This is a genomic window from Pseudomonas sp. TH43, assembly GCF_016650635.1.
Taxonomy (GTDB): Bacteria; Pseudomonadota; Gammaproteobacteria; order Pseudomonadales; family Pseudomonadaceae; genus Aquipseudomonas.
In genome coordinates, this window is sequence record NZ_JAEKFI010000002.1 from 125,105 (window position 1) to 151,565 (window position 26,461).

General features: G+C 59.2%; 31 protein-coding genes. 19 read left to right on the forward strand and 12 right to left on the reverse strand.

Annotation, left to right across the window (positions count from 1 at the left end):
- Window positions 1–85: 85 nt before the first annotated feature.
- Window positions 86–970, forward strand: a complete 885-nt coding sequence (locus JFT81_RS07490) for a LysR substrate-binding domain-containing protein (RefSeq protein ID WP_201226770.1) — start codon at window positions 86–88, stop codon at window positions 968–970.
- 160 nt (window positions 971–1,130) lie between these two features.
- Here JFT81_RS07490 and JFT81_RS07495 read toward each other — a convergent pair whose 3' ends face one another.
- Window positions 1,131–2,336, reverse strand: a complete 1,206-nt coding sequence (locus tag JFT81_RS07495) for an NAD(P)/FAD-dependent oxidoreductase (RefSeq protein WP_201226771.1) — start codon at window positions 2,334–2,336, stop codon at window positions 1,131–1,133.
- Window positions 2,337–2,627: 291 nt separating this feature from the next.
- On the opposite strand from JFT81_RS07495, the gene JFT81_RS07500 reads away from it, so the two are divergent.
- Entirely contained in the window at window positions 2,628–3,176 is a 549-nt protein-coding gene (locus JFT81_RS07500; protein WP_201202958.1) for an Rrf2 family transcriptional regulator, read from the forward strand.
- 72 nt (window positions 3,177–3,248) lie between these two features.
- On the opposite strand, the gene JFT81_RS07505 is transcribed toward JFT81_RS07500, so the two are convergent.
- Window positions 3,249–3,584 (reverse strand): hypothetical protein, encoded by a 336-nt coding sequence (locus JFT81_RS07505; RefSeq protein ID WP_201202955.1) that lies wholly within the window; start codon window positions 3,582–3,584, stop codon window positions 3,249–3,251.
- A gap of 186 nt (window positions 3,585–3,770) precedes the next feature.
- On the opposite strand from JFT81_RS07505, the gene JFT81_RS07510 reads away from it, so the two are divergent.
- Entirely contained in the window at window positions 3,771–4,010 is a 240-nt protein-coding gene (locus tag JFT81_RS07510) for a hypothetical protein (RefSeq protein ID WP_008085812.1), read from the forward strand.
- A gap of 67 nt (window positions 4,011–4,077) precedes the next feature.
- Here JFT81_RS07510 and JFT81_RS07515 read toward each other — a convergent pair whose 3' ends face one another.
- Window positions 4,078–4,275, reverse strand: coding sequence for a DUF2188 domain-containing protein (locus JFT81_RS07515; RefSeq protein WP_201202953.1), 198 nt, complete (start codon window positions 4,273–4,275; stop codon window positions 4,078–4,080).
- A gap of 227 nt (window positions 4,276–4,502) precedes the next feature.
- Here JFT81_RS07515 and JFT81_RS07520 point away from each other — a divergent pair, with 227 nt between their 5' ends.
- A complete protein-coding gene (locus tag JFT81_RS07520; RefSeq protein ID WP_201226772.1) occupies window positions 4,503–4,865 on the forward strand; it encodes an NUDIX hydrolase in 363 nt (120 codons plus the stop codon).
- 15 nt (window positions 4,866–4,880) lie between these two features.
- On the opposite strand, the gene JFT81_RS07525 is transcribed toward JFT81_RS07520, so the two are convergent.
- The 3 genes from JFT81_RS07525 to JFT81_RS07535 form a co-directional block, all read right to left on the reverse strand.
- Entirely contained in the window at window positions 4,881–5,123 is a 243-nt protein-coding gene (locus tag JFT81_RS07525) for a DUF1652 domain-containing protein (RefSeq protein ID WP_201202949.1), read from the reverse strand.
- Window positions 5,124–5,234: 111 nt separating this feature from the next.
- Entirely contained in the window at window positions 5,235–6,134 is a 900-nt protein-coding gene (locus JFT81_RS07530; RefSeq protein ID WP_201226773.1) for a polysaccharide deacetylase family protein, read from the reverse strand.
- A gap of 131 nt (window positions 6,135–6,265) precedes the next feature.
- Complete coding sequence (locus JFT81_RS07535) at window positions 6,266–7,216, reverse strand: ABC transporter substrate-binding protein (RefSeq protein WP_201226774.1); 951 nt, start codon at window positions 7,214–7,216, stop codon at window positions 6,266–6,268.
- A 295-nt stretch (window positions 7,217–7,511) separates the two neighbouring features.
- On the opposite strand from JFT81_RS07535, the gene JFT81_RS07540 reads away from it, so the two are divergent.
- The 4 genes from JFT81_RS07540 (at window position 7,512) to JFT81_RS07555 (ending at window position 10,739) form a co-directional block, all read left to right on the forward strand.
- Window positions 7,512–8,492 (forward strand): aliphatic sulfonate ABC transporter substrate-binding protein, encoded by a 981-nt coding sequence (locus JFT81_RS07540; RefSeq protein WP_201226775.1) that lies wholly within the window; start codon window positions 7,512–7,514, stop codon window positions 8,490–8,492.
- 61 nt (window positions 8,493–8,553) lie between these two features.
- On the forward strand, window positions 8,554–9,396 hold the full coding sequence (locus JFT81_RS07545) for an ABC transporter permease (protein ID WP_201226776.1): 843 nt from the start codon (window positions 8,554–8,556) through the stop codon (window positions 9,394–9,396).
- Window positions 9,397–9,441: 45 nt separating this feature from the next.
- Entirely contained in the window at window positions 9,442–10,122 is a 681-nt protein-coding gene (locus JFT81_RS07550) for an SOS response-associated peptidase family protein (protein WP_201226777.1), read from the forward strand.
- A gap of 344 nt (window positions 10,123–10,466) precedes the next feature.
- Window positions 10,467–10,739 (forward strand): hypothetical protein, encoded by a 273-nt coding sequence (locus JFT81_RS07555; RefSeq protein ID WP_201202937.1) that lies wholly within the window; start codon window positions 10,467–10,469, stop codon window positions 10,737–10,739.
- A 49-nt stretch (window positions 10,740–10,788) separates the two neighbouring features.
- On the opposite strand, the gene JFT81_RS07560 is transcribed toward JFT81_RS07555, so the two are convergent.
- The 3 genes from JFT81_RS07560 to JFT81_RS07570 form a co-directional block, all read right to left on the reverse strand.
- Window positions 10,789–10,932 (reverse strand): hypothetical protein, encoded by a 144-nt coding sequence (locus tag JFT81_RS07560; protein ID WP_201202935.1) that lies wholly within the window; start codon window positions 10,930–10,932, stop codon window positions 10,789–10,791.
- A gap of 65 nt (window positions 10,933–10,997) precedes the next feature.
- Window positions 10,998–11,309: an AzlD domain-containing protein gene (locus JFT81_RS07565; RefSeq protein WP_201227112.1), complete on the reverse strand. Its 312-nt coding sequence runs from the start codon at window positions 11,307–11,309 to the stop codon at window positions 10,998–11,000.
- Window positions 11,309–12,007 carry an AzlC family ABC transporter permease gene (locus tag JFT81_RS07570; protein ID WP_201226778.1) on the reverse strand — a complete coding sequence of 233 codons (699 nt, stop codon included), beginning with the start codon at window positions 12,005–12,007 and terminating at the stop codon, window positions 11,309–11,311. Before JFT81_RS07570 ends, JFT81_RS07565 begins: the two co-directional genes overlap by 1 nt.
- A 220-nt stretch (window positions 12,008–12,227) precedes the next feature.
- On the opposite strand from JFT81_RS07570, the gene JFT81_RS07575 reads away from it, so the two are divergent.
- Window positions 12,228–12,602: a DUF2784 domain-containing protein gene (locus JFT81_RS07575; RefSeq protein ID WP_201226779.1), complete on the forward strand. Its 375-nt coding sequence runs from the start codon at window positions 12,228–12,230 to the stop codon at window positions 12,600–12,602.
- Window positions 12,603–12,611: 9 nt separating this feature from the next.
- Here JFT81_RS07575 and JFT81_RS07580 read toward each other — a convergent pair whose 3' ends face one another.
- Window positions 12,612–13,139 carry a DUF3087 domain-containing protein gene (locus tag JFT81_RS07580; protein ID WP_201202928.1) on the reverse strand — a complete coding sequence of 176 codons (528 nt, stop codon included), beginning with the start codon at window positions 13,137–13,139 and terminating at the stop codon, window positions 12,612–12,614.
- 224 nt (window positions 13,140–13,363) lie between these two features.
- Here JFT81_RS07580 and ppnN point away from each other — a divergent pair, with 224 nt between their 5' ends.
- Both ppnN and JFT81_RS07590 read left to right on the forward strand, forming a co-directional pair.
- On the forward strand, window positions 13,364–14,737 hold the full coding sequence (gene ppnN / locus JFT81_RS07585; RefSeq protein ID WP_201226780.1) for a nucleotide 5'-monophosphate nucleosidase PpnN: 1,374 nt from the start codon (window positions 13,364–13,366) through the stop codon (window positions 14,735–14,737).
- A 177-nt stretch (window positions 14,738–14,914) separates the two neighbouring features.
- On the forward strand, window positions 14,915–15,649 hold the full coding sequence (locus JFT81_RS07590) for a transporter substrate-binding domain-containing protein (RefSeq protein WP_201226781.1): 735 nt from the start codon (window positions 14,915–14,917) through the stop codon (window positions 15,647–15,649).
- A gap of 118 nt (window positions 15,650–15,767) precedes the next feature.
- Here JFT81_RS07590 and JFT81_RS07595 read toward each other — a convergent pair whose 3' ends face one another.
- Window positions 15,768–17,162, reverse strand: a complete 1,395-nt coding sequence (locus tag JFT81_RS07595) for an FAD/NAD(P)-binding protein (RefSeq protein ID WP_201226782.1) — start codon at window positions 17,160–17,162, stop codon at window positions 15,768–15,770.
- Window positions 17,163–17,726, reverse strand: coding sequence for an XRE family transcriptional regulator (locus JFT81_RS07600; protein ID WP_201148570.1), 564 nt, complete (start codon window positions 17,724–17,726; stop codon window positions 17,163–17,165). It abuts the gene before it with no gap.
- Between the two features lie 85 nt (window positions 17,727–17,811).
- On the opposite strand from JFT81_RS07600, the gene JFT81_RS07605 reads away from it, so the two are divergent.
- The 8 genes from JFT81_RS07605 (at window position 17,812) to JFT81_RS07640 (ending at window position 26,433) form a co-directional block, all read left to right on the forward strand.
- On the forward strand, window positions 17,812–18,744 hold the full coding sequence (locus tag JFT81_RS07605) for a DMT family transporter (RefSeq protein ID WP_201226783.1): 933 nt from the start codon (window positions 17,812–17,814) through the stop codon (window positions 18,742–18,744).
- Window positions 18,745–18,783: 39 nt separating this feature from the next.
- A complete protein-coding gene (locus JFT81_RS07610; RefSeq protein ID WP_201225351.1) occupies window positions 18,784–20,043 on the forward strand; it encodes an IS256 family transposase in 1,260 nt (419 codons plus the stop codon).
- A 332-nt stretch (window positions 20,044–20,375) separates the two neighbouring features.
- Window positions 20,376–23,294: a monovalent cation/H+ antiporter subunit A gene (locus JFT81_RS07615; protein WP_201226784.1), complete on the forward strand. Its 2,919-nt coding sequence runs from the start codon at window positions 20,376–20,378 to the stop codon at window positions 23,292–23,294.
- Entirely contained in the window at window positions 23,294–23,638 is a 345-nt protein-coding gene (locus JFT81_RS07620; protein ID WP_008085854.1) for a Na+/H+ antiporter subunit C, read from the forward strand. Before JFT81_RS07615 ends, JFT81_RS07620 begins: the two co-directional genes overlap by 1 nt.
- Window positions 23,635–25,314, forward strand: a complete 1,680-nt coding sequence (locus tag JFT81_RS07625) for a monovalent cation/H+ antiporter subunit D (protein ID WP_201226785.1) — start codon at window positions 23,635–23,637, stop codon at window positions 25,312–25,314. Before JFT81_RS07620 ends, JFT81_RS07625 begins: the two co-directional genes overlap by 4 nt.
- Window positions 25,311–25,799 carry a Na+/H+ antiporter subunit E gene (locus tag JFT81_RS07630; protein ID WP_201226786.1) on the forward strand — a complete coding sequence of 163 codons (489 nt, stop codon included), beginning with the start codon at window positions 25,311–25,313 and terminating at the stop codon, window positions 25,797–25,799. Before JFT81_RS07625 ends, JFT81_RS07630 begins: the two co-directional genes overlap by 4 nt.
- On the forward strand, window positions 25,796–26,074 hold the full coding sequence (locus JFT81_RS07635) for a K+/H+ antiporter subunit F (protein ID WP_090284207.1): 279 nt from the start codon (window positions 25,796–25,798) through the stop codon (window positions 26,072–26,074). The genes JFT81_RS07630 and JFT81_RS07635 overlap by 4 nt, the downstream gene beginning before the upstream one ends.
- Window positions 26,071–26,433: a Na+/H+ antiporter subunit G gene (locus JFT81_RS07640; RefSeq protein WP_201226787.1), complete on the forward strand. Its 363-nt coding sequence runs from the start codon at window positions 26,071–26,073 to the stop codon at window positions 26,431–26,433. Before JFT81_RS07635 ends, JFT81_RS07640 begins: the two co-directional genes overlap by 4 nt.
- The last annotated feature ends 28 nt before the right edge of the window (window positions 26,434–26,461 follow it).

Here is a 26,461-nt window from a genome sequence, read left to right on the forward strand (position 1 = left end):
CTCCGCCATCTAATGGTGCCCATGTTCATTGCTGGCGAACATTGGGACAACCGTAAATTCCACCCGCTATTGATGACTTTTGCGAATGAATCCGCGCACGCTCACCCCTTCCATGTCGTTATTACTGGCCTTCGAGGCGGCCGCGCGCCACGAAAGCTATACCCGCGCCGCCCACGAACTGTCTCTGACACAAAGCGCCGTCAGCCGTCAGGTGCAGATTCTCGAGAAGATGCTCGGCATGCGCCTGTTCAGTCGTGAAGGTCGGCAAGTGGTGCTCACCGACGTCGGGCGCATGTACCAACGCGAACTGGCCGAGGCGCTTGGGCAGATCCGTAGCGCGACCCTGCAAGCCATGGCGTTTGGTTCAGGCATACACAGCTTGCGCCTGGCGACGCTGCCGACCTTTGGTTCGAAATGGTTGTTGCCGCGACTGAAGGATTTCTACACCGCGCACCCTGGCATGACCGTGCACCTGCACTCGCGCATCGAGGCGATTGACTTCGATACCAGTGAAATCGACGCCGCGATCTGCGTCGGCAGCGGCGAATGGCCGGGGCTGAGTGCTCTGCCGCTGCACACGGAAGAGCTGGTGGTGATCGCCAGTGCGCAACTGTCTGCCGCTGAGCGCAATGACGCCGAACAGCACATCGCCGGACAATTGCTGCTCAACGTCAGCAGCAATGCTCAGGCGTGGGCGGAATGGTTCAGTCATCACACGCTGCCGCATCGCAGCATGCGCATCGGGCCGAGCTTTGAAATGACCGCGCATTTGATACAGGCGGTGCGGGCCAATATTGGTGTGGGGCTGGTACCACGGATTCTGGTGGAAGATGAGTTGCTCAACGGCGAACTCCTGCAACTGGGAGAACCGATCACCAGTCGGCGCAGCTATTACCTGGTCTATCCGCCGCGCAACGAAACGCTGCCGTCGCTGAAGGCGTTTCGGGATTGGCTGATAGAGACGCTGTGAAAATCTTCTGCGGTCTCCGAGTCACCTTCGCGAGCACGCTCCGCTCCCTCAATGGCTCTGCGCGACTCGCAAAACCATTGCAGGAGACAAGCTTGCCGCGGCAGAACAATGACAACCCGCTGCCGCGCACGCAAAGGGTTGGCACCCAAGATCAGACTGATTACGCAACCACAGGAATCATCGGATCCGCCGCCGCGAGCGCACTCTCGCGATCAGCCGCTGGCGGATAAATCCACTGGGTGTTGATCTGAGTCTTCAGGGTTTTGCCTTCCTGCCTGACCAGTTTCACCTGACGATCCCAACCCTCGGTGTACACCGCACCCCAGGCACCGAGATCCAGACAGGTCACGTATTTCGGCTGGCTATACGGCGTCGGATCGACGCCGAGCAGCTGCGCCGCGACATTATTGCCCGCATGACGACCCAGCGAGATCGCGTGCTGGCAGGTCATCAGTGCGTAGTTGCCGAGGCTGTCGGTGGCAGCGTACGCCACGTCGCCCGTGGCGAAGATGTCGTCCTGGCCGATGACTTTGAGGTGGGCATCGACGTGCAGGCGACCTTGTTTATCGCGCTCGCCCGGAATCTGCTCAGTGAGCGAGCTGGCGCGCACGCCAGTGGTCCAGATCACGGTGTTCGCTTCGATACGCTGACCGTCCGACAGTGTCACGCCACCGGCATCGACCGACTGCACAGAAACGCCCAGGCGCCATTCAACACCCAGCTCTTCGCTGGCCTCGACGATGGACTTGCTGATCTCTTCGCCCATCGAAGCGCCGATCTTCAGTCCGCGATCAATGACGATCACCTTGATATCAGCGCCCTCAGCGAAAATCTCGCGCAGACGTCCGGGCAGTTCTGTCGCCGTTTCGATGCCGGTAAATCCACCACCGGCGACAACCACGGTATTGCGCGCCTGGCTGTGCGGCAGGTCTTTCAGGGATTTCAAATGAGCCTCCAGACGGATGGCCGCTTCTATGCGATCAACATCGAAGGCGTGCTGAGCAACGCCTGGAGTGCCCGACTGGGCCAGACCGCTGCCGCTGGCCAGAACGAGTTTGTCGTAGTGGAACACTTGATGGATGCCGGCGGCATCGCTGTAGCCGACGGTTTTCGCCGCCACGTCAATGGTCTCGGCGGCGCCTTTGATGAAGTGAACGCCGACCACTTCGAACAGTTCGTGGAGCGGCGCTGCCAGTTGATGAGCATTCGGCTCATAGAAGCGCGGACGCACGCGCAACTCTGCCTGCGGCGCCAGAACGCTGATCTCAACGTCTGCACGACCCTGAAGATCAACCAGCCGTGCCGCACTCAACGCCGACCACATACCGCCAAAACCTGCACCGATAACCAGAATCTGCTGCTTCATTGTGACGCTCCAAAAAAAACAAACCGTTGAAAGAGATGCCGAGAATTTTTCCGAACGGCATTCGCTGCCACTCCGATAGCTCCGACTCTATTGGTCGTACTTATAGCTAACAAGTCAGATAATTCGATTGGTTTAATCTATTTAATCGATACCGATAGAAAGCGGAGCACTAACAAAACTCAACGTTTCACTGGATTAAGGCGTTAAAACAGACACATCCCACGTAATCGGCAGATTGCCTGGTCGTATTCGGGCTGGTAGTATTTACGACAAATTCAGTCGGAATTAGATATGTCTCTTTACAGTGCTGGGGTCGAATACGGCATTCATTGCCTGGCCTTTCTGGTAGGCAGCGGCGGTGACAGCCGCGAGGCCAGCGTGCGCGATCTTGCGGAGTTGCAAGGTGTTCCCGTGGAATATCTGGCGAAGATCTTCACCAAACTGGCCAAGGGCAAACTGGTGGTGGCCAGTGAGGGCGTACGCGGCGGCTTTAGCCTGGCGCGGCCAGCCGATGAAATCACCCTGCTCGACATCGTCAACGCCATCGACGGGCGCAAGAACATTTTCGAATGCCGCGACATCCGCGGGCGTTGCGCCCTGTTTGAGGGCAATCCGCCGGAGTGGGCAATAGAAGGAACCTGCTCGATTCACGGCGCGATGATGACCGCGCAAAAGCGCATGGAAGAAGCCCTTGCCCAACAGACCATCCTTGACATTGCGAGAAAGGTCGGGCGCAAGGCACCGGCGGAATTCGGCCAGCAAGTGGAAAACTGGATTCAGGATCGGCGAGAGAAAAAAGGCAACGTTGGCAGCATCCCCCTGACCGATATTTCTGACTGAGCGCCGCCCGCGGGCATAAAAAAAGCAGAAACCGTTGCCGCGGTTTCTGCTTTTTTGTACCTGAAAACAGCCTTACAGGCAGTCGCGCACCGATTTACGCAACGAGCCGGACTTGGCCCAGGGCGGCCCCTGATACAACGACACCCGGCTGCCATCCTTGTATTTGACGACATCGAGGATTTCGTCGGCAGTAATGACGCTCGGCGCGGTGATGCGATAACCGTTGGAGATTGACGTTTGCGTAGTCTTGGCAACGTCTTGCTGCCACAACGGTAATACACACGCGGCATAGTCTTTGGGTGCCTTGCCGCTGGTCTTGCTGACATTCGGCTCACCCGGCACCAGTGACGCCGGCAAAGAGCACCCTGCCAACATAACCAACGCCAAACTACCGATCCACATCCGCATGGTGTTTCCCTGCTCTGAAAAAAAGCGAATGTAACGTGTAACAGGGTGCACATCCATCGTGGCGCTGCGTCTTTGTGCATGTTTGGACAATTTTTCACAACCGCTCGGCCCAATCACCGACAAGCCTTGCCCCGCAGGCACAAAATACGACTACTCTTTTCTACCGAGAACGTTCTGGAGGTGATCATGCGGCTCAATGAATACGAACACGAACTTCAGCGCGACCTGCAAAGCGTCGCATCGGACTTACGCTGGTCGGCTGTCGACCTCAAACGTATCGCTGAGCAGTTGCGCAAATCCGGCAACGAAGCGGATGCGCAAACTGTATTGAGATCCTGCGAAGTGTTGCAAAGCGATGAAGAGCGCTTGCAGCTCTATGCAAAGGAAGTGAAAGCACGCGCGATCAGTCGCACCAAAGTCCACTGATCGCGAACTGACCCCGCCCGCAAACAAGAAGCCCCGGCAATCCCCGGGGCTCTTTCGTTACCTTCAATCAGCGTGTTGTGTGACTTTGCACGCGTGCCGAGCGTTTTTTGTAGCCGGGAAGTGCTGCGGCATACGCCAGCGCCTCCTCTCTGTTGGCAAACGACGCGAGCCGGTCACCCTGCGTGCAAACACGCCACGGGCCGTTGTTCACACTGAGCACGTCATAGCCGTTCATGTGCATCTTGTTCAGCATCGGAATGCTCATGGGCACCTCCTTTTTGCTAACGGTGGGTTCAACTTCACGCTTTCACCTTACACCCGGAGCCCCATCAGGTGCCAACCAGGTATCGCCCTGCCCCCCCGGCGGGCCGAGGCGCAGGCACTTTTCACTCATGCACATGCTCCAAGTCCCGACGGAACCTTTGAATTCGGCCTCGGCTCGAATATTGCAAATTCATTACATTTTTATGACGCGTGGTAAACAGGTAACAGATGAAAGTACGTGCAACCGTCATTTGCGAACAGGATCGCCATGTTCTCCTGGTACGCAAACCCCGCTGCCGCTGGACATTGCCCGGCGGCAAAGTCGAGCCTGGAGAAACCCGCGCCGGTGCCGCCGTGCGCGAATTGCAGGAAGAAACCGGGTTGGATGCCGACGATGTGTTGTATTTGATGGAATTGCAAACCGGCAGCACGCGGCATCACGTCTTCGAAGCGTCAGTGCTGAACATTGACGACCTGCGCCCGCAAAACGAGATCATCGATTGCATCTGGCACCCACTGGACGCAGTGCAGAATCTGAATACCAGCGAGGCGACACTGCGCATCGTCCAGGCATTTCAAAGGCGTCTATAAAAGGTTAACAAGGAATCAGCCGGCGAAAGCCCTGCGCCCCGCACTGATTTCGGTGCGCAACTCACCGATAAAATTGGAAATGTCACGGATCGTGACGAGATGCTCCGGGGAAACGCCATTCAGCAGTAATTCCACGCGCCCGCTGCAGGGCTCGTAGACTTTGATCTGCAGCAGCCCTGGCGACGTCTCAATGCAGTCGCATTTGAACGCTGGAAAGCCGGACTCGACGATGTGGCAAATGTCGGTAATGGCAAGCATGGGCGCACGCCTCGCAGGCGGTGAATCGATCGATCCGTTGAGCATAGATGAGCTATTTGTGTCGTGCTCGACACCAGAATGCCAACTCGCTCACAACTTCCGCGCGCTTACTCAGTGGGCATCGTGATCCCAGACCCAGTTCCAGATACCCGGCAACTCCACTGCCTCCGAACTCTGCTGAACCGTGCGTGCCAGCGCGGCTTTCTCCAGTGCCACGTGATCATCATAAAACGGCTTGTCCGCCAGCCTCACGCCCGTGGTCGCAGCGCTGTCGAGGAGGATTTGCAGGTATTCACGGGTATGTCGCGCGGTGTAACGGTTAAGGTCGTGAAAGGTCACCACCACCGGAATCACGCCATCGACCGTGGGAAATTTCCCCAGCGCAATCTCTTCGCGCACGACCGATAGCTGACGCAACAGGTTCGCCCGACGACGCGGGCTGGCATTGAAACCCCAGATCTTGCCGTCATTGGCACTCAAATCCGTAAGCAACACATGCAAGCCATGCTGTTGATAGGCGGCGAACGTGCGCTTGTCGTAATTCCAGAACGGCGGTCGCAGCAACGTCGGTTGAGCGCCGGTAATAGCGGCGATATCAGCCGTGCCATTGGTCAACGACTCTTCGAGCTGCTGCGGATCAAGCGAGCGATGGTTGGTGTGCCAGTGGGTCGCGGTGTGGAAACCGAGAATATGCCCTTCAGCGTGCTCGCGGCGCATGATGCTGCGCCCAATGTCGCTGTTGCCGGCGCGGGGCGCGCGGGTCTGGACGAAAAATACCGCTTTTATGTTCGCTTGCAGCGGATTGTCCTTCAGGCTGTCGAGTACCGTCGCCGAAGGGTTCCAGAAACTCGAGGCACTGGGGCCGTCATCGAAGGTCAGCAGGAAACGCACTGGCGCCTGCGCCTTGAGGCGGGTTTCGGTTTGCGCGGTCATTTCGATCGGCGCAGCAATGCAGCCGGCCAGCCCGAGAGCAATCACCGCTGCACATACAAGTTTGAATCCGGAGGTCATGTTTTGCCTTGAGCCCGACCACTGTGGTCATGTTGTCGATTGGCAAAACTCCTTCGCCCTTATCCCTCCCTGCGCCCGGATCTGCGAGCCGGGGTTGGATAAGGTACACAGGGTTTGGTTCCGGCGCTCGTTCAGTTGGCCAACGCCTGTTCAAAAGAGCTGTCGATAATCCCCGCCGTGGCCAGCGGTGCCGGCAGCGCTTTGACTTTGAAGAGGAAATCCGCAGTGCTTTGCAGGTCTGCGGCGGCTTGCTGATCGACCGGCCCGACGGTCATGTGCGCCTGGCGCAACCAGTGCCGCGAAACCTGCTGATCGAGATTGGCCTTCTTCGCCCACAGGTCGGCGTACTCGTCGGTATGGCTGTCGACCCAGGCGCGCGCCAACTTCAAACGCCCGAGAAAATCGGCGATGGCTTGACGTTTACTGTCGATTGACGGGGCGGAGGCTGCGATAGCGCTGAGCCCCGGCATCAGATTTTTTGCCGTGAGAATCGGTCGTGCACCGGAGAACACGATCTGCTGGGAAATGTACGGTTCCCACACCGGGAACGCATCGATGCTGCCTTGCGGCAACGCGGCGGCGGCATCGATCGGCATCAGTTTGACGAAGTCGACGTAATTTTCCGGCAGACCGCCCTGTTCCAACGCGCGCAAGGTCAACTGCTGACTCCAGGCGCCTGGCCAATAGGCGACTTTCTTGCCCTTCAGGTCGGCGATGGTTTTTACCGGTGAATCCTTCGGCACCAGCAACGCAATGGTGTCGGGGTTCTGGCGTGACACGCCGATCAATTTCACCGGCGCCTGTTTTGCCGCCAGAAACAGAAACCCCGAATCGCCTAGAAAACCCAGGTCGAGCGAACCGGTTTGCAACGCCTCGGCCAGCGGTGCTGCTGCCTGGAAGTGTTTCCAGTCGACCGTATAAGGCGCGTCTTTCAATACGCCGGACGCTTCCACGGAAGCGCGGATGTTGTAGTAGTTCTGATCACCCACATGCAGAACCACCGGCTCGGCGGCGTAAGAAGAAAGAGGTGAGGCAAACAGTGCAGCGGTCAGCGCACCGCGGAGGAACCGGGAAATCTTCATGGCGAGTCCTGCAAAATAGGGATTGCATAGACCATAACGCTCTTGATATTCGATTTTTAAATTCGATTAATGCATAAGCTCATCACTGTCGATTTTTACTGTTTGCTCAGCAACAGCGGCTCACTGAAGTGTTCACTACGCAACAGTTAAAAAACCCTGAACAGCGTCCAAACCCACGTAATCCGGCCCTTCGGCACGCATGGCACAGAGCCTGCAATATTCCATTCATGCAGGACGCATTCGTTAAAAATATCTTTTTGGACATAAAAAACCTGTGCATTCGCCGGAGCGCCCCATGACATCGTTCATTCCTCGTTTTAAAACTCTGCTGGTCGCCAGCGCCCTGGCGCTGGCCTTGAACCCGGTCGCCCACGCGGCCGAAACTGCGCCGACGGAAGTACACCTGGATTACGCCTACTACTCGCCAGTGAGCCTGGTCTTGAAGAATTTCGGTTTCCTCGAAAAAGCCCTGCCCAATACCAAAGTCAGCTGGGTACTGAGCCAGGGCAGCAACCGTTCGCTGGAATACCTCAACAGTGGCGGCGTTGATTTCGCCTCCAGCGCCAGCCTCGCCGCCGTTTTGAGTCGCGCCAACGGCAGCCCGATCAAATCGGTTTACGTTTATAGCCGCGCCGAATGGACGGCGTTGGTGGTGCGCAAAGACTCGCCGTATCAATCCATCGCCGACCTCAAGGGCAAGAAAATCGCCGCCACCAAAGGCACCGATCCGTACCTGTTCACCTTGCGCAGCCTGCAACAGGCCGGCCTGAAAAAAGACGACGTTGAACTGGTACACCTGCAACATCCGGATGGCCGCACGGCGCTGGAAAAAGGCGATGTCGACGCCTGGGCCGGCCTTGATCCGCACATGGCGGCCAGCCAGGTGCAGGCGGGTTCGCGCTTGCTCTACCGCAACCCGGCCTTCAACAGTTACGGGGTGATCAGCGTCACTGAGCAATATGCCAAGGAGCATCCGCAAACCATCGAGACGGTGATCAAGGCCTACGAACAGGCCCGCGACTGGGCGCTGAAAAACCCTGACGCGTTCGCCGCCCTGCTCGCCAAGGAATCCGGACTGCCGCTGGACGTGGCCAAGTTGCAGTTGTCGCGCACCGACCTCAGCAGCCCGCAGCTCACGGCCAACGACATCAGCGCCTCCAAGGCTGCCGCGCCGATTCTGGTCTCCGAAGAGCTGGTGCGTCGCGGGGTGAATGTCGATCAGGTGATCGATCAATTGCTCGACAGCGGTGTGCAGCAAGCCGTCGCCCGCCAGTAATCGAACAGGCTCACCGCCAATCCGCGCGCGTCGCGGATTTGTCGTGAGCGGAGCCACATTCATGACGAGTCACAGCAAAGACCTGCCCGTACCACTCGCCGCGCCACGCCGGCAGCCAGCTCTTCTCAACCCGGCATGGCGGCGCCGCGGCAAAGGCCTGGCCTTACCGGCGCTGATCGTAGTGCTGCTGGAAATAATCGTACGCATCGGCTGGCTGCCGTCTTACCAGATGCCTGCGCCGAGCGAGATAGCCCTGACCCTCGCCGACCTCGCCGAAGGCGCTTTGTGGAAACACATCGGCGCCAGCCTGGTTCGCGTCCTGCTGGGGTTTGCCATTGGTGCCAGTCTGGCGCTGGTGTTTGCCGCGTGGGTCGGTTTGAGCCGCGAAGCCGAGGCGTATCTGGAGCCAACCTTCGCCGCGCTACGCGCGATTCCGAGCCTGGCCTGGGTGCCGCTGTTGTTACTGTGGCTGGGCATCGACGAGACCTCGAAAATCGTTTTGATCGCCATCGGCGCGTTTTTCCCGGTGTACGTCAATGTCGTCGCGGCCATTCGCAACATTGATCGCAAACTGGTGGAGGTCGGTCATATCTATGGCTTCAGCCACTTGCAACTGGTGCGGCGAATCTTGCTGCCCGCCGCCCTGCCCGGCCTGTTCACCGGATTACGCAGCGGCATGAGCCTGGCCTGGATGTTTCTCGTTGCGGCCGAGTTGATCGCCGCCACCAAAGGCCTGGGTTATCTGCTCAGTGACGGCCGCGAAACCTCACGCCCGGACATCGTGCTGGCGGCAATCATCGTCTTGGCCTTGCTCGGCAAGCTCAGCGACGGCTTGCTCGCGGTGCTTGAACGACGCTGGCTGACCTGGCGCGATGCGTTCACCGGTCAGGGCGCGCAGGACTAGTACAAGGAAGCGACTACGCTGAAATTTCCTACCGGAGATTCAGCCATGTGCGGAAGACTCTCGCAGTACCGAGGCATCCACGACTTCGTCGCCGTCCTGAGCATTCCCGATGCGTTAATCAATCATGTCGGCGATGCGCCGCTGAGTCGCTACAACGCCGCGCCGACCACATCGCTGGCCGTGCTCCACCAGCATGAGCAGGCATTATACGCCGACAACTTGCGCTGGGGCTGGCGCCCGCACTGGGCCAAGGACCGCGCCGCGCCGATCAATGCGCGGGTGGAGAAAGTCGCCCATGGCCCGTTCTTTCGCGCGATCTGGCGCCATCGGCTGATCGTACCCGTCGACAACTGGTTTGAATGGGTCGATGACGACGACAAAACCCGACAACCCTGGCTGATTCGTCGGGCAGATCAAGGGCCGGTTTTCTGCGCAGCCATCGGTCAATGTCCTACGCCCCAGGTGCAGGCTCGGGACGACGATGGCTTCGTGATCATCACCGCCGACAGCGTCGGCGGAATGCTCGATATCCATGACCGACGGCCCGTGGTGTTCCGCGCAGAATTGGTGCACGAATGGCTCGACCCGGCAACGCCTGCCGAACGCGCCGAACAAATGCTCCTGTTCGAAGGCGAAAGCCCGGAGGCGTTCGAATGGCACAAAGTCGGCAAAGCAGTGGGCAACTCACGCAATCAGGGCGCCAACTTAATTATTGAGCAAGCCTAAATATCGCCGAATGCCCCCCGTTTTCTCATGTAGGAGCTGCCGCAGGCTGCGATCTTCTGACTTTGATTTTTCGCAAAAAATATCAAGATCAAAAGATCGCAGCCTGCGGCAGCTCCTACCGGTGAGCCGGTGGTGTTACAGAGGGTGTTTCATTCTTGAGACAGCTTTAATAAAACAGTCGTTTGAGCGAACTAACCGCCTGTCTGACATTTCAATCGTCATACATACATTTAGAGGCGCTACGGATAGCATGCGCGCCGCCTTTCCGATTGACATACCAGTTGACCAAAGAGTCAACAGTCAGGAATCCCCTACAACTTTTACAAGCCTTGCAGAGAACTAAGTTGCGCGACGATTTTGCAATCAAACAGGTCGGTGGCCTGGAGTGTATTTATCTGTCGATGACAGAACGCTTTGAACTCGACTGTTTTATCGGCCACTACATCAAGACCCGAAACCTGCGTAGCGTTCCCGATATCGAACGCGTCCTGCGCAGCACCCTCGAAGGCTATCCAGGTCACCCGCCGGTGATGGTCAACGAGCTCAATGCCTGGATCGACAGAACGCTGGGATATCGGGCTTCACACCCCGATTTCACACAGCTGGACGATATCTGAAACGACGAAAAAGCCCCGCACCAGCGGGGCTTTCTTCGTATAGGAGCGATCAAGGTTTCAGATCCGGCCATGAAAGCTCTTTGCCGTCATCGTGCTTCCACGTCTGCTCCTTGCGTTTCTCACGCTCGATCTCTTCTTCTGTCGGCTCATCGACTTCTTCGTCGTCATCCGCCCGCTCTTGCTCGGTCGTCATGTGCACCTCGCTCCAGTTAAAAGACTGTACATGGACAAAGTGTAGAACAATTTTACCAGTGCAACTTACAACCACCAACGCAGTAAAAAGAAGAAGACCATGCTCAATAACATGCTGAGCAATGTATTACGGGTGTAAATGACCAGTGCTATGGCAACCAGCGAACTAAGCAGGTACGGATTATCCCACTGCAAATTCAACTGTTTGTCCGGCATAAACACAATGGGCCCGCAGATCGCCGTGAGCATTCCAGGCACCGCAAAACCAAGGAATTGCCGCGCATTACTGCTCAACCGAACCGGCAAACGCGGCTCGAGAAACACATAGCGATTGAGGAACACCAAAATCCCCATGCCGAAAATCACTGCCCAAACCATCATGTGCGCCCCCAATACAGCTTGTTGCAGATAAACCCGGCGGTCATCCCCGCCAACCCCGACAGCACCAGCGCCGAGCCCCACTGCCAATAGCTGAACAGCACCGAACAGAACAACGAAACCGCCACGCAAACCACCGTTGGCACGTTACGCACCACCGGCGTGATCAGGGCAATGAAGGTCGCGGCAATCGAGAAGTCCAGCCCCAGATGCTCCAGCCCGGGAATGCTGCTGCCAAGGACAATGCCGGCCAGGGTGAAGAGGTTCCAGGCGATGTAAAACGTCAGCCCGACACCCAGTGCGTACCAACGATTGAACTGCTGGCGATCATGCTGGCTGGTCAGCGCAAACAATTCATCGGTGAGCAAAAAGCCCAGGCCAATCCGCCAACGCCCCGGCAGCGGTGAAATCACCGAGCGCATGCTCATGCCGTAAAGCAAATGTTGCGATGTGAGCAGCAGCGTGGTCAGCAGAATCGAGAAAATCCCCGCGCCGCCCTTGAGCATGCCGATCGCCACCAGTTGCGCAGCGCCGGCAAAGACAATGCTCGACAAGCCCTGGCCTTGCAGTGGCGTGAGGTTGGCTTCGATCGCCATGGAACCGGCCAGTAGGCCCCAGGGCGCGGTGGCCAACGACAGCGGCATGATCGCCGCAGCACCGCGAAGGAACGCACTGCGCGGCATGAGTGAGTCAGACATAACGCTCTTCAACCGAGGAAACAGCCCACGACTGTGCCAGCAATCGGCGTTTTCTGGCTTGAACAATCTTGCGCACTTGCGGGAAATCGGCCAATCGCGGGCAAGCCATCAAGGCTCGCCACACGCAGGCGTTGAAGTGTCCCTTCGCGACCGTGCCTCAAGCAGTAACGCTCTGACTGGCGTAACATGACGCCCCTCGCAAACACGTCAGGAAGACACCATGCTGTACCGAATCGCAGCCGACGGGCTGGTGCTGTTTCATTTGTGCTTTATCTTGTTCGTGCTGTTTGGCGGGCTGCTGGTACTCAAGTGGCCGCGCCTGATGTGGCTGCATTTGCCGGCCGCAGCCTGGGGCGTTGCCGTCGAAGTGCTGCACTTGACTTGCCCGCTGACGTACTGGGAAAACCTCATGCGCCACGCCGCCGGGCAGACTGAATATGCGGGCGGTTTCATCGAGCATTACATCTGGCCAATCATCTACCCGGCTGGGCTTACCCCGCAGATCCAGTTAGCACTCGGCAGCGTAGTCTTGGCGATCAACCTGTTGGTTTACGGACGAATGCTCCGTGCGCGCAAACTTCGCCGAGCGCTGTAGGCAAACCTCTCAGCGCGATGCCTGCTTCAAGGCTTCCAGCCAGGCCGGATCCAGGCGCGCCTGATCGGTATCGAGACCGAGCGCCTGCATCCGCTCTTTATGCGCTTCGACTTCGCGCCACAGTTGCCCATGATCGCTGGAGTTACCGTCCAGTTCATGCATCTGCATCAACGCCAAATGATAGAAGCGCAGCACCTTCATGGCCGTCGGATCATTCTTCTCAACCGCGGCCGTCACCTGATGCATCACATTGGTGATGCTCATCAGGTTGCGCTTGAGCCGCCAGCTATAGACGGCCGGCGCCATCCACGTCTGATGCCAGAAACGCCCACGCAACAACCCCGCCGTCAGCAGAAACGCCAGAAACACTCCGCCCACGTTAAAGCGCAGGTTGTCACCGCCAGGCTCGCCGAACAGTGCCACTGCAACGCTGGAAAACAACATCGCCAGTACCAAAAACAGCACGGCAATAATGATCGTGCTGCGCCGGGTCTGCTGGCGAAAAGTGGCGGCATCCATCGGCTGAATTTCGAACATCACAAATGACTTCCTTGAGCGACAAAAGGGGCAATCAAAAAAACTCGCCGACGCATTATCGCCTCAACGAGGGATTTAGCTATGCTGGGGCTCCTTTTCATCTTTTCAGCGTCCAACGGGGACATGGCGGTACAGCGCAGATCGTGCCATCTTCATTCATGGATACACACTATTCGGATGCCATCCGCCTGGTTTTGGGATGACATCGTTTTAAGGATCATTGCATGACCCAACGACACGTAATCAATGCCTCGGTCAGCCCGAAAGGCAGCCTGGAAACCCTTTCTCAACGTGAAGTTCAGCAACTGAGCGAAGCCGGATCCGGCAGCACCTACACGCTCTTCCGCCAGTGCGCCCTGGCCATCCTCAACACCGGCGCCCATGTCGATAACGCCAAGACCATTCTCGAAGCCTACAAGGACTTCGAAATCCGCATTCACCAACAGGATCGCGGTGTACGCCTGGAGCTGCTGAACGCTCCGGCCGACGCCTTTGTCGACGGCGAAATGATCGCCAGCACCCGCGAAATGCTCTTCAGCGCCCTGCGCGACATCGTCTACACCGAAAACGAACTCGACAGCCAACGCATCGACCTGAGCACCTCGCAGGGCATCAGTGATTACGTTTTCCACCTGCTGCGCAACGCGCGCACCCTGCGTCCGGGTGTCGAGCCGAAAATCGTCGTGTGCTGGGGCGGTCACTCGATCAACACCGAAGAGTACAAATACACCAAAAAAGTCGGCCACGAACTTGGCCTGCGCAGCCTCGACATCTGCACTGGCTGCGGCCCCGGCGTGATGAAAGGCCCGATGAAAGGCGCGACCATCGCCCACGCCAAACAGCGCATTCACGGCGGTCGCTACCTCGGTCTGACCGAGCCGGGCATCATCGCCGCCGAAGCGCCAAACCCGATCGTCAACGAGCTGGTGATCCTGCCGGACATCGAAAAACGCCTGGAAGCCTTTGTGCGTGTCGGCCACGGCATCATCATCTTCCCGGGCGGCGCCGGCACGGCTGAAGAGTTCCTCTACCTGCTCGGCATCCTCATGCACCCGGACAACGAAGGCCTGCCGTTCCCGGTAATCCTGACCGGGCCGAAACATGCCGCAGCGTATCTGGAGCAGCTCGATGCATTCGTCATCGCGACCCTCGGCGAGGCCGCTAGGCAGCACTACGAAATCATCATCGACGACCCGGCCGAAGTCGCACGGCAGATGACCCAGGGCCTGAAAGCGGTGAAACAGTTCCGCCGCGAGCGCAACGACGCGTTCCACTTCAACTGGCTGTTGAAGATCGACGAAGGCTTCCAGCGCCCGTTCGATCCGACCCACGAAAACATGGCCAACCTGAAACTGCACCGCGACCAGCCACCGCATGAACTGGCGGCGAACCTGCGCCGGGCTTTTTCGGGCATCGTCGCCGGCAACGTCAAGGACAAAGGCATTCGCCTGATCGAAGAACACGGGCCGTATCAGATCCGTGGTGACGCAGCGATCATGCAACCGCTGGACGCGCTGCTCAAAGCCTTCGTCGCCCAGCACCGGATGAAGCTGCCGGGTGGCGCGGCGTACGTGCCGTGCTACCAGGTTGTAGCGTAACGCCCCTGCAGGAGTGAGCCCGCGCGCGATAGCGGGCAGGCTCACTCCTGCATTTTTCATATCCGCCCCGCCTAACCGATCCGTCCTGTTTTCTGACACAAAAGCCCCGCAGATTCCTCACGACAGCCACCCTCGGCTCGTAATAAGCTGCGCGATCGATTTTTTCAGGGACGAGTCATGAAACGGATTGTCGCGTGGCTGCTGTCATGCCTGGCCATGGGGGCCAACGCAGCCGATCTGCAACTGCTCACCGACAACCACCCGCCGCTGCATTTTCTGCAAGGCGAGCAACTGGTGGGCTTCGGCGTCGAGGTGGTGCAGGCGCTGGCGGAACAGACCGGCGACCGCATTCACCTGCAACAAGTACCGCTGTTGCGCGCCCTGCGCATGGCCAGTGAGACACCCGACACCGGCGTTTTCACCGTGCTACGCACCGACGAGCGTGATAACCGCTACCAGTGGGTCGGGCCGTTGATTGAAGTCGAAACCGCGTTGTACGCGCGCTCCAACAACCAGCCGCCAGTGCACTCACTGGAAGAGGCCGACCAACTGGGGCGCATTACCGTCCCGCGTAAATGGCTGATCTACAGCTACTTGCAACAGCAAAACCTGAAAAACCTCTACGGGGTCGAAACACAAGAGCAGATGATGCGTCTGTTCAGCCTCGGACGAACCGACTTTGTCGTTTCCGACACTTTGTCCAGCGCCGCCCTCGCCCGCGATCAAGGCATGGAGCCCGGGCGTTTGCAGTATCAGATCCCGTTGATGCGGCAAGACACCTACATCGCCTTCTCCCCGCAAACCGATCCCGGACAGGTCGCTCGCTGGCAAAAAGCCCTGGAAACCCTGCGCACCAGCGGGCGACTGGAACAGCTGCGTCAGCGCTGGCTGGTAGGTGCACTGCCAAGATAATTATGGCCATCGCCGGCAAGCCCGCCCCCAACAGGCACTAGTTATAGCCAGGAATCTAAGTGACACCGCAGAACCTGTGGGAGCTGGCTTGCCAGCGATGAGGCCCGATAAAACAACCTCAACCTGAAAGATGCGCGGCCAATGCCTTCGCCTGCAACGCAACATCCGTCACCGCCGTACTCTCCCACCACATCCCACGCAGCGGCGGCCCCATGGCGAACAACCGTTCGGCGGGAACCCCTTCCGCATCCAGTACCGCACCCTTGGCAGTCGCCGCAATCCCCAACGCCAACGGCCCCGGTTGCACCAACCCGCGAGCCAGCAGCTGTTGCGGCAAAGGTCGTGCGACACGGCGCCAGTCGTACTCGATGCCACTGGAATTGATCAAAGCCGCGCCATGGATCACGCAGGTTTCAGCCTCACCACGGCGACGAATACGGATACCCACGCCGTCCTCCGCTCGCGGCTCAAGCCCTTTGAACGAAGCCGCCTGAATCCGCAATCGACCTTCTTTGTGCAACCGCTCAACGAGCTCGGCACTCAGCGGCGGCGAACGATGGTGATGGCTTTCCCACCACGGCCGCACGTGCCGTACGAATTGTCGCCGTTGCACGTCAGTCGCCTGACTCCACAACCGCGGGATATGCACCCGGACGGTGTCCAGCGGCGCCTGCCAGTCGACGCCTTGGGCGATGGCATCGCGGCAATGCCGACGCACTTCGTGCAGTAGCTGTCGCGGCGTGCGAATACTCGGATCGTCACCCAGAAAATCCGCCCACGACGGCGGCTGCCGACGCACATGCGGCAGCAAGCCGTGGCGCGAAAACACCTCGATCGGCCCGCGATGCCCGGCCTGCTCCAGCGAAACAACGGCGTCAACCATGGTCAGGCCGGAGCCGATGATCAACACGCTGGATTGCGGATCGAGCTGGCGCATGGCGGTGACGTCCCAAGGGTCGAGCGCCGCGGCGTTAAGGCCACTGGATCGAGTTTGCGGCGTGCGTGCGGCGGGAAACATACCCGTGGCGATCACCGCGAATGCTCCCTGCAGGTTCTGCCCGTCGTTCAACGTGAGCCGCACCGAATCAGCGTGCATCTGCAGATCAACCACCTCTGCCTGCACGTGCTCGACTGTGGAACCGTGTCGAGCGCCAACCGCTCGCGCCTCGGTCAGACGTTGCTGCACGTAGACACCAAACATTCCGCGCGGCGGGAACAGCTCGCAGACCGGCACATTCTGCTCGGCAGACTGCGGCCAGCCCCCTGAGGCAATGTGTTCGGTCAGCCATTGTGTCAGGTCGTCAGGATTATCCGGATCGACGCTCATTCGTGCCGCATTGCCATTCAGCGTATGGCCCAACTCGACTGCGCTGTAGGCCTCGCCACGACCCAACTCGGCGCGCGGTTCGATGATCAGAATCTTGCGCTGACGAGGCAGGCGCAGCAATTGCACCGCGAGCATGGTGCCGCTGAGCCCACCACCAATAATCAGGATGTCCGCATTCTGGCTCATTCAAATCACCACATTACGCACAAACCGCGCCGCCACTTCACCATCGTTTCGATAGGCGTGCGGCTGGTTGCTGGCAAACATGAAAAACTCCCCGGTGCCGATGTGCTGTGGCTGATCACCCAACATCAGCGTCAGACAGCCCTCGAACACGTAGATTTGCTCACTCCAGCCGTCGGCATCCGGCTGCGATGGATATACCTCACCCGGTTGCAGGCACCATTCCCATTGCTCGACTTCACGGGTCGCGGTGGCTTTCGACAGCAATACAGCTTTACTGCCCGGGATGCTTCCGGCCCATGCCACTTCGTTGATTCGGCTCGGATCGCGCGCGTCGGGTGCCTGGATCAAGTCGCTGAAGGCAACGTCGAGTGCTTCGGCAACGCGATCCAGAGTGGTCAGGCTGACATTCTTTTCGCCCGCCTCGATCGCCACCAACATCCGCCGACTGACCCCGGATTTTTCCGCAAGCGCGGTCTGACTCATGTCCGCCGCATGGCGCAAGCGCCGAACGTTCTGGCTGACGTGCTGGAGGACGGACATTCTTTGGCTGGAATCTTTGGGCACTATATTGCTCACTCGGTGGGGTTGGGCAGTATACTGCGCAACGTTGGGCGCATTGTGCGTCCTGCCTTTTATAGTGCGCAAGGTCATGACGTCGGCGAACAACTCCCCCACTTCCCTCCGTTTCTCCCGTTTCAGCAAAGCCGAATGCGTGTTGGTGCTGATTACCATGGTCTGGGGCGGCACATTTTTGCTGGTTCAGCACGCGATGACCGTCAGCGGGCCGATGTTCTTCGTCGGCCTGCGCTTTGCGGCGGCAGCGTGCATCGTTGCGCTGTTCTCCTGGCGCCATCTGCGCGACTTGACCCTGTTTGAACTCAAGGCCGGCGCCTTTATTGGCGTAGCAATCATGCTCGGTTACGGCTTGCAGACAGTCGGGCTGCAAACCATTCCAAGCAGTCAGTCGGCGTTCATTACTGCGCTGTATGTGCCGTTCGTGCCGTTGCTGCAATGGCTGGTGCTGGGACGGCGGCCGGGGCTGATGCCGAGCATCGGCATCATGTTGGCGTTTACCGGGCTGATGCTGTTGTCGGGGCCGTCGGGCGCCTCGCTGAATTTCAGCCCCGGTGAAATTGCCACGCTGATCAGTGCCATCGCCATTGCCGCCGAGATCATTTTGATCAGCACCTATGCCGGGCAGGTTGATGTACGCCGGGTGACCGTGGTGCAACTGGCGACGACGTCGGTGTTGTCGTTTCTGTTGGTCGTGCCAACCGGTGAAGTGATTGCGGATTTCTCCTGGACGCTGCTGGTGACTGCGCTGGGATTGGGCGCGGCGAGTGCGGCGATTCAGGTGGCGATGAACTGGGCGCAGAAGAGTGTTTCGCCGACGCGGGCAACCTTGATCTATGCCGGTGAGCCGGTGTGGGCAGGGATTGTCGGGCGGATTGCCGGGGAGCGGTTGCCGGCGATTGCGTTGCTGGGCGCCGGGTTGATTGTGGCGGCGGTAATTGTCAGTGAGTTGAAGACCAAGGGTAAGGTCGTCGAGGCTGAGGAAGAGCTGGAGCGGGGAGTGTCATAAATTTTGTGTTCGGGCATAACATGCTGCAGAGGTGCATGTATGCCAACCAAAAAGAAACCGGCCCGTGAGGCCAAGCGTGACCTTCCGTCCATTCCAAAAGAGCTGATCGACCAGTTCCTCAGCGAGACGATGAGTGCCGAAGCGATTCAGGATGCCGCGATGGCGTTCAAAAAGGCGCTTATCGAAAGAGCCCTTGGTGCCGAGTTGGGACTTCACCTTGGCTATCCTCAGGGCGCGGAGCGCCCTGAGGATTCGAGTAACCAGCGTAACGGCAAGAGCGGCAAAACCGTGCTGACCGATGACGGCCCGTTGCGTCTGGATATTCCCAGAGACCGTGACGGCAGCTTTTCTCCGATTTTGATCCCCAAACACGAGCGGCGTTTTACAGGCTTTGATGACAAGATCATTGCCATGTATGCCCGCGGCATGAGCGTTCGTGAGATTCGTGCATTTCTCTCGGAACAGTACGCAACAGATGTCTCCCATGACTTCATCAGCACCGTTACCGACGCTGTTCTGGAGGAAGTCAGTACGTGGCAACAACGGCCCCTCGAGCCCATGTACCCGGTCATTTTCTTTGATGCGCTGCGGGTTAAAATCCGTGATGAAGGCGTGGTTCGCAACAAAGCGATTTACCTGGCTCTGGGCGTACTTCCGGACGGCACCCGCGACATTCTGGGCATCTGGATTGAGAACACAGAGGGCGCCAAGTTCTGGATGAAAGTCTTCAACGACCTTAAAACCCGAGGTGTCGAAGATGTCCTGATTGCGGTAACGGATGGTCTCAAAGGCATGCCTGAAGCCTTGAGTGCAGTGTTTCCTCAGACAGCGTTGCAGACATGCATCGTTCACCTGATCCGCAACAGCCTTGATTACGCGGCATGGGACAAGCGTCGCGAACTGGCCAAGGCCCTGAAACCGATTTATCAAGCACTCAACGCCGAAGTCGCCGAGCAAGCTCTGGATGCCTTCGAATCGGGGCCTTGGGGCAAGCAATATCCAACGGTGGTTGCAGCCTGGCGACGCGCTTGGGATCGAGTTATCCCGTTCTTTGTGTTCCCGCCAGCCATACGAAAGGTGATCTACACCACCAATGCCATCGAGAGTATCAACTCGCAGCTGCGCAAGATCATCAAGACAAGAGGTCACTTTCCAACCGACGAAGCCGCGACGAAACTGATCTGGCTGGCACTGCAAAACATCACCGCCAACTGGGGAAGCGCCGCCCATGACTGGAAAAACGCTATGAATCAATTTGCGGTTTTGTACGGGGACCGATTCATCAGGTCTAACTGGTGAAATGAAGGCCTGCCTGACGGCAGGCCATTAACGGCCCGCACACAAAAAATCTGACACTCTCCTGGAGCGGGAAACACAGGGTTGATGCGCAACATTTCAGCGTCTGCCCCAGCGCTTTCGTGAGCAGGCTCGCTCCTACATTTTGAAATACATTCCAATGTGGGAGCGAGCCTGCTCGTGAAAGGGCCATCTGCTACGGCATCCCTGCCCGCTGAAACAATGCCAAACAGTTAATTTCAGACTACTTTGTAGGATTCTGAGACATCCTGGCGTTTGGTGATCGGGGAGCTGGCACGTATGATGCTTCACAAACTTCCGCAGATTAGAAGCCTATGTCCCTGATAGTTCTACTGCTTCTGCCATTCATTGGCAGCTGTCTGGCAGCGGTGCTGCCACACAACGCGCGTAATACCGAATCCCTGTTGGCAGGTCTGGTCGCTTTGATCGGCACTGTTCAGGTTGCGCTGTTGTATCCGCAAATCGCCCATGGCGGCGTCATTCGTGAAGAGTTCATGTGGCTGCCCAGCCTCGGCCTGAACTTTGTTCTGCGCATGGACGGCTTCGCCTGGCTGTTCTCGATGCTGGTGCTGGGCATCGGCACCCTCGTCTCTTTGTACGCCCGCTACTACATGTCACCGGACGATCCGGTGCCGCGTTTCTTCGCGTTTTTCCTGGCGTTCATGGGCGCCATGCTCGGCCTGGTGATCTCCGGCAACCTGATCCAGATCGTGTTTTTCTGGGAGCTGACCAGCCTTTTCTCGTTCCTGCTGATCGGCTACTGGCACCACCGCGCCGACGCCCGACGCGGCGCTTATATGGCGCTGATGGTGACCGGCGCGGGCGGACTATGCCTGCTGGCGGGGGTCATGATCCTCGGCCATGTCGTCGGCAGCTATGACCTCGACAAGGTCCTGGCCGCCGGCGATCTGATTCGCGCACATGCCCTCTACCCTATTCTGTTACCCCTCATTCTCATCGGCGCACTCAGCAAAAGTGCCCAATTCCCGTTTCACTTCTGGTTGCCCCATGCAATGGCGGCGCCGACACCCGTCTCTGCGTATCTGCACTCGGCAACCATGGTCAAGGCCGGGGTGTTCCTGCTCGCGCGCCTGTGGCCGTCACTGTCCGGCAGCGAAGAATGGTTCTACATCGTCAGCGGCGCGGGCGCGTGCACGCTGTTGCTGGGCGCCTATTGCGCGATGTTCCAGAACGACCTCAAGGGATTGCTCGCCTACTCGACCATCAGCCACCTCGGTCTGATCACCCTGTTGCTGGGTCTGAACAGTCCGCTGGCGGCCGTCGCAGCGGTGTTCCACATCCTCAACCACGCTACGTTCAAGGCCTCGCTGTTCATGGCGGCGGGGATCATCGACCACGAAAGCGGCACTCGCGATATCCGCAAGCTCAGCGGCCTGATCAAACTGATCCCGTTCACGGCGACGCTGGCCATGGTCGCCAGCGCCTCGATGGCTGGCGTGCCGTTGCTGAATGGTTTCCTCTCGAAAGAGATGTTCTTCGCCGAAACCGTGTTCATCAATGCCACGGCGTGGGTAGAGATGTCCTTGCCGATTGTCGCGACCATCGCCGGTATGTTCAGCGTCGCTTACTCCCTGCGCTTCACCGTTGATGTGTTCTTCGGGCCGCCGGCCACCGACCTGCCGCACACGCCACACGAACCGCCGCGCTGGATGCGTGCCCCGGTCGAGTTGCTGGTGTTCACCTGCCTGCTAGTGGGGATTTTCCCGGCGCAAATCGTCGGCCCGCTGCTCGCGGCTGCCGCGCTGCCCGTGGTCGGTGGCGCACTGCCTGAATACAGCCTGGCCATCTGGCATGGCCTGAATGCGCCGATGATCATGAGCCTGATTGCCATGTCCGGCGGCATCGTCCTGTACCTGCTGTTGCGCAACCAGTTCAAACGCGGCCGCTTCAAATACCCGCCACTGGTGGGCCGCTTCAATGGCAAGCGCCTGTTCGAGCGCAGCCTGGTGGTGATGATGCGCATGGCCCGTCGTCTGGAGCGGCGTCTGGGCACCAAGCGTCTGCAAATGCAATTGTTCCTGATGGTGCTGGCGGCAGTGCTCGCCGGCCTGATTCCAATGTTGCACAGCAGCCTGAGCTGGGGCGACCGGCCGAAGATCCCGGGCTCCATCGTCTTCGTGACCCTGTGGCTGCTGGCGATTGCCTGTGCGCTGGGTGCCGCCTGGCAAGCCAAATATCACCGTCTCGCCGCTCTGACCATGGTCAGCGTCTGCGGGTTGATGACCTGCGTGACCTTCGTCTGGTTCTCCGCGCCGGATCTGGCGCTGACGCAACTGGCCGTAGAAGTGGTCACCACCGTGTTGATCCTGCTCGGACTGCGCTGGCTGCCACGCCGTATCGAAGAAGTCTCGCCACTGCCGAGCAGCCTGCGCAAGGCACGCATTCGTCGTCTGCGCGACTTGCTGTTGTCGGTCGCCGTCGGCGGCGGCATGGCGCTGTTGTCTTACGCCATGCTCACGCGGCAGACGCCGAACGACATCTCCTCGTTCTACCTCAGTCGCGCCATGCCCGAGGGCGGTGGCAGCAACGTGGTCAACGTGATGCTGGTGGACTTCCGCGGCTTCGACACCCTCGGCGAAATCACCGTGCTGGTCGCTGTGGCACTGACAGTGTTCGCCCTGCTGCGCCGCTTCCGCCCACCGAAAGAAAGTCTGCAATTGCCGGCCCAGCAGCGTTTGCTGGCACCGGACGTGGTTACCGATCTGGTCAACCCGCGTTCGGCCAGCGACACCGCGCTCGGCTTCATGATGGTGCCGGCGGTGCTGGTGCGGCTGCTGCTGCCGATTGCGCTGGTGGTCTCGTTCTACCTGTTCATGCGCGGGCACAATCAGCCGGGCGGCGGTTTTGTCGCCGGGTTGGTGATGTCGGTGGCGTTCATCCTGCAATACATGGTTGCCGGCACACAGTGGGTCGAGGCGCAAATGAGCCTGCGACCGCTGCGCTGGATGGGCACCGGATTGCTGTTCGCCACGGCCACCGGTCTGGGGGCGATGCTGGTGGGCTATCCGTTCCTGACAACGCACACCTGGCATTTCACCTTGCCGCTGCTCGGTGACATCCATATCGCCAGCGCACTGTTCTTCGACGTTGGCGTGTATGGCGTGGTGGTCGGTTCGACGCTGTTGATCCTCACCGCCCTCGCCCACCAATCGGTGCGGGGTCACAAGACCGCATCGCTGCCCAAGTCCGTCGCCAGCAAAGGAGCCGTCTGATGGAAGAAGTCATCGCAATCGCCATCGGCGTTCTCGCCGCGTCGGGCGTCTGGTTGATCCTGCGGCCACGAACTTTTCAGGTGGTCATGGGCCTGTGCTTGCTGTCGTACGCGGTCAACCTGTTCATCTTCAGCATGGGCAGCCTGTTCATCGGCAAGGAGCCGGTGATCAAGGACGGCGTCACGCAAGACTTGCTGCATTACACCGATCCGCTGCCACAAGCACTGGTACTGACGGCGATCGTCATCAGCTTCGCCATGACTGCGTTGTTCCTCGTCGTTCTGCTCGCTTCGCGCGGCCTGACCGGCACCGACCACGTCGACGGCCGGGAGCCTAAAGAATGATGGCGATGACTCACCTGATCGCCGCACCGATTCTGCTGCCGTTGCTGACCGCCGCCATCATGCTGATGCTTGGCGAACGGCACCGGCCGCTGAAGGCGAAAATCAACCTGTTCTCCAGCCTCGTCGGTCTGTTCATTTCGGTCATGCTGCTGCAATGGACGCAAACCACCGGCGTGCCAGGCTCCATCGGCGTTTACTTGCCCGGTAACTGGCAGGCGCCGTTCGGCATTGTGCTGGTGGTTGATCGCCTGTCGGCGCTGATGCTGGTGCTGACCGGGATCATCGGCGTCAGCGCTCTGTTGTTTGCGATGGCGCGTTGGGACGGTGCCGGTTCGAGCTTCCACGCACTGTTTCAGATTCAACTGATGGGCCTGTATGGCGCGTTCCTGACGGCGGATCTGTTCAACCTGTTCGTGTTCTTCGAAGTGTTACTCGCCGCCTCTTATGGCCTCTTGCTGCACGGCTCGGGCCGGGCGCGGGTGTCGTCGGGGCTGCATTACATTTCGATCAACCTGCTGGCCTCGTCGTTGTTCCTGATTGGCGCGGCGCTGATATACGGCGTCACCGGCACCCTGAACATGGCCGATCTGGCGCTGAAGATTCCGCTGGTACCTGAGGCTGACCGTGGCTTGCTGCACGCAGGCGCAGGGATTCTGGCGGTAGCGTTTCTGGCCAAGGCTGGCATGTGGCCGCTGAATTTCTGGCTGGTACCGGCCTACTCCTCGGCCAGCGCGCCAGTCGCGGCAATGTTCGCGATCATGACCAAAGTCGGCATCTACACCCTGCTGCGCCTGTGGACGCTGCTGTTTTCCGGGCAGGCTGGCGCGTCTGCATTCTTCGGTGGCGACTGGTTGATCTACGGCGGCATGGCGACCATGGCCTGCGCGGCGCTGGCGATTCTTGCTGCGCAACGACTGGAGCGCATCGCCAGCCTGAGCATTCTGGTGTCGGCCGGCATTCTGCTGTCGGCTATCGGTTTCGCTCAACCGAACCTGATTGGCGCGGCGCTGTTCTACATGGTCAGCTCGACCCTGGCGCTGAGCGCACTGTTTCTGCTGGCTGAATTGATCGAGCGCTCGCGCTCGGCCAACGAGATCCCGCTGGAAGACGAAAGCGAACTGCTACCGCGTCCACAAGAATCCCTGCAACCGCCCAAAGGCATCAACCTCGACGACGAGCAGAAAGCCGTGGTCGGTCAGGTCATCCCGTGGACCATGGCGTTTCTTGGCCTGAGCTTCATTGCCTGCGCCCTGCTGATCATCGGCATGCCGCCGCTGTCCGGGTTCATTGGCAAGCTCAACCTGATGGACGCGCTGCTGAATCCACTGGGCCTGGGCACCGGCGCACCGATCTCCAATGCGGCGTGGGCGCTGCTGGCGCTGTTGATCCTCTCCGGGCTGGCTTCGTTGATGGCGTTCTCGCGCCTCGGCATCCAGCGTTTCTGGACGCCCGAGGAGCGCCCTTCGCCGCTGCTGCGCAAACTCGAATGCGCGCCGATCTTTCTGCTGTTGGGGCTGAGCATCGCTCTGACCTTCAAGGCCGAGCCGCTGCTGCGCTACACCCAGGCCACCGCCGAGGCGCTGAACAATCCGCAGCAATACGTCATGGCGGTGCTCGGCACCCGCGCAGTACCGAGCCCGGAAAGCAAAGCCGCGATGCTGGAGGTGCAGCCATGAAGCGCGTGTTCCCTGCACCCTTGCTATCGCTGTCACTGTGGGCCTTGTGGCTGACCCTGAACCTGTCGATCAGCCCCGGCAACCTGCTGATCGGCGCAGTGCTGGGTTTCGCTGCACCGTTGATGATGCGCAAATTGCGTCCTAAACAGGTACGCATTCGCCGTCCGGGGACGATTCTGCGTCTGTTCCTGCTGGTTGGCCGTGACGTGGTGACGTCAAACCTGATCGTCGCCTGGGGCGTTCTCAATGCCGGTCGCCGTCCACTGCGCTCACGCTTCGTCAAAGTGCCGCTCGATCTGCGCGACGCCCACGGCCTGGCGACACTGGCGATGATCTGCACCGTGGTGCCCGGCACGGTGTGGTCGGAACTGTCGCTGGATCGCAGCATTCTGTTGCTGCACGTTTGGGATCTGGATGACGAAGCGCAGTTCATTGAGCACTTCAAAACCGCGTATGAGCGGCCGTTGATGGAGATTTTCGAATGAGCCCGTTACTGTCGAACGCCATTCTGCTAACGCTGTTTCTGTTCTCGCTGGCCATGGTGCTGACCCTGATTCGTCTGTTCAAAGGCCCATCAGCGCAGGATCGGGTCTTGGCGCTGGACTACCTGTACATCGTCGCCATGCTGATGATGCTGACCCTGGGCATTCGCTACGCCAGTGACACGTACTTCGAAGCGGCGCTGCTGATTGCGCTGTTCGGCTTCGTCGGCTCGTTTGCGCTGGCAAAATTCCTGCTGCGTGGCGAGGTGATCGAATGAATGCTGAATTATCTCTGTGGGTCGAAATTCCGGTGGCAATCCTGCTGGTGCTCAGCGGTATGTTTGCGCTGATCGGTGCGATCGGGTTATTGCGCATGAAGGATTATTTCCAGCGCATGCACCCACCGGCACTGGCCTCAACGCTCGGCGCATGGTGCGTGGCGCTGGCCTCGATCATCTGCTTTTCGGCGCTCAAGTCCGGGCCGGTAGTGCACGCTTGGCTGATCCCGATTCTGCTGGCAATCACCGTGCCGGTAACCACGCTGCTGCTGGCCCGCGCCGCATTGTTTCGCAAGCGCATGGCTGGGGATGATGTGCCGGCAGAGGTGAGCAGCCGCCGTACCGAAAGCGGCAGCTGAACCGTTAAAAGATCGCAGCCTTCGGCAG

Bases quoted from the DNA above. Each gene is read 5' to 3' on its own strand.
- JFT81_RS07560 (WP_201202935.1), bottom strand. From the start codon at position 10,932: ATGACGACCGAGCAAGAGCGGGCGGATGACGACGAAGAAGTCGATGAG.
- JFT81_RS07595 (WP_201226782.1), bottom strand. From the start codon at position 17,162: ATGAGCCAGAATGCGGACATCCTGATTATTGGTGGTGGGCTCAGCGGC.
- JFT81_RS07625 (WP_201226785.1), top strand. From the start codon at position 23,635: ATGATGGCGATGACTCACCTGATCGCCGCACCGATTCTGCTGCCGTTG.
- JFT81_RS07580 (WP_201202928.1), bottom strand. From the start codon at position 13,139: ATGTTCGAAATTCAGCCGATGGATGCCGCCACTTTTCGCCAGCAGACC.
- ppnN (WP_201226780.1), top strand. From the start codon at position 13,364: ATGACCCAACGACACGTAATCAATGCCTCGGTCAGCCCGAAAGGCAGC.
- JFT81_RS07590 (WP_201226781.1), top strand. From the start codon at position 14,915: ATGAAACGGATTGTCGCGTGGCTGCTGTCATGCCTGGCCATGGGGGCC.
- JFT81_RS07565 (WP_201227112.1), bottom strand. From the start codon at position 11,309: ATGGTTTGGGCAGTGATTTTCGGCATGGGGATTTTGGTGTTCCTCAAT.
- JFT81_RS07495 (WP_201226771.1), bottom strand. From the start codon at position 2,336: ATGAAGCAGCAGATTCTGGTTATCGGTGCAGGTTTTGGCGGTATGTGG.
- JFT81_RS07570 (WP_201226778.1), bottom strand. From the start codon at position 12,007: ATGTCTGACTCACTCATGCCGCGCAGTGCGTTCCTTCGCGGTGCTGCG.
- JFT81_RS07605 (WP_201226783.1), top strand. From the start codon at position 17,812: ATGACGTCGGCGAACAACTCCCCCACTTCCCTCCGTTTCTCCCGTTTC.
- JFT81_RS07615 (WP_201226784.1), top strand. From the start codon at position 20,376: ATGTCCCTGATAGTTCTACTGCTTCTGCCATTCATTGGCAGCTGTCTG.
- JFT81_RS07520 (WP_201226772.1), top strand. From the start codon at position 4,503: ATGAAAGTACGTGCAACCGTCATTTGCGAACAGGATCGCCATGTTCTC.
- JFT81_RS07620 (WP_008085854.1), top strand. From the start codon at position 23,294: ATGGAAGAAGTCATCGCAATCGCCATCGGCGTTCTCGCCGCGTCGGGC.
- JFT81_RS07490 (WP_201226770.1), top strand. From the start codon at position 86: ATGAATCCGCGCACGCTCACCCCTTCCATGTCGTTATTACTGGCCTTC.
- JFT81_RS07575 (WP_201226779.1), top strand. From the start codon at position 12,228: ATGCTGTACCGAATCGCAGCCGACGGGCTGGTGCTGTTTCATTTGTGC.
- JFT81_RS07500 (WP_201202958.1), top strand. From the start codon at position 2,628: ATGTCTCTTTACAGTGCTGGGGTCGAATACGGCATTCATTGCCTGGCC.
- JFT81_RS07610 (WP_201225351.1), top strand. From the start codon at position 18,784: ATGCCAACCAAAAAGAAACCGGCCCGTGAGGCCAAGCGTGACCTTCCG.
- JFT81_RS07630 (WP_201226786.1), top strand. From the start codon at position 25,311: ATGAAGCGCGTGTTCCCTGCACCCTTGCTATCGCTGTCACTGTGGGCC.
- JFT81_RS07640 (WP_201226787.1), top strand. From the start codon at position 26,071: ATGAATGCTGAATTATCTCTGTGGGTCGAAATTCCGGTGGCAATCCTG.
- JFT81_RS07525 (WP_201202949.1), bottom strand. From the start codon at position 5,123: ATGCTTGCCATTACCGACATTTGCCACATCGTCGAGTCCGGCTTTCCA.
- JFT81_RS07530 (WP_201226773.1), bottom strand. From the start codon at position 6,134: ATGACCTCCGGATTCAAACTTGTATGTGCAGCGGTGATTGCTCTCGGG.
- JFT81_RS07550 (WP_201226777.1), top strand. From the start codon at position 9,442: ATGTGCGGAAGACTCTCGCAGTACCGAGGCATCCACGACTTCGTCGCC.
- JFT81_RS07635 (WP_090284207.1), top strand. From the start codon at position 25,796: ATGAGCCCGTTACTGTCGAACGCCATTCTGCTAACGCTGTTTCTGTTC.
- JFT81_RS07545 (WP_201226776.1), top strand. From the start codon at position 8,554: ATGACGAGTCACAGCAAAGACCTGCCCGTACCACTCGCCGCGCCACGC.
- JFT81_RS07535 (WP_201226774.1), bottom strand. From the start codon at position 7,216: ATGAAGATTTCCCGGTTCCTCCGCGGTGCGCTGACCGCTGCACTGTTT.
- JFT81_RS07515 (WP_201202953.1), bottom strand. From the start codon at position 4,275: ATGAGCATTCCGATGCTGAACAAGATGCACATGAACGGCTATGACGTG.
- JFT81_RS07510 (WP_008085812.1), top strand. From the start codon at position 3,771: ATGCGGCTCAATGAATACGAACACGAACTTCAGCGCGACCTGCAAAGC.
- JFT81_RS07505 (WP_201202955.1), bottom strand. From the start codon at position 3,584: ATGCGGATGTGGATCGGTAGTTTGGCGTTGGTTATGTTGGCAGGGTGC.
- JFT81_RS07540 (WP_201226775.1), top strand. From the start codon at position 7,512: ATGACATCGTTCATTCCTCGTTTTAAAACTCTGCTGGTCGCCAGCGCC.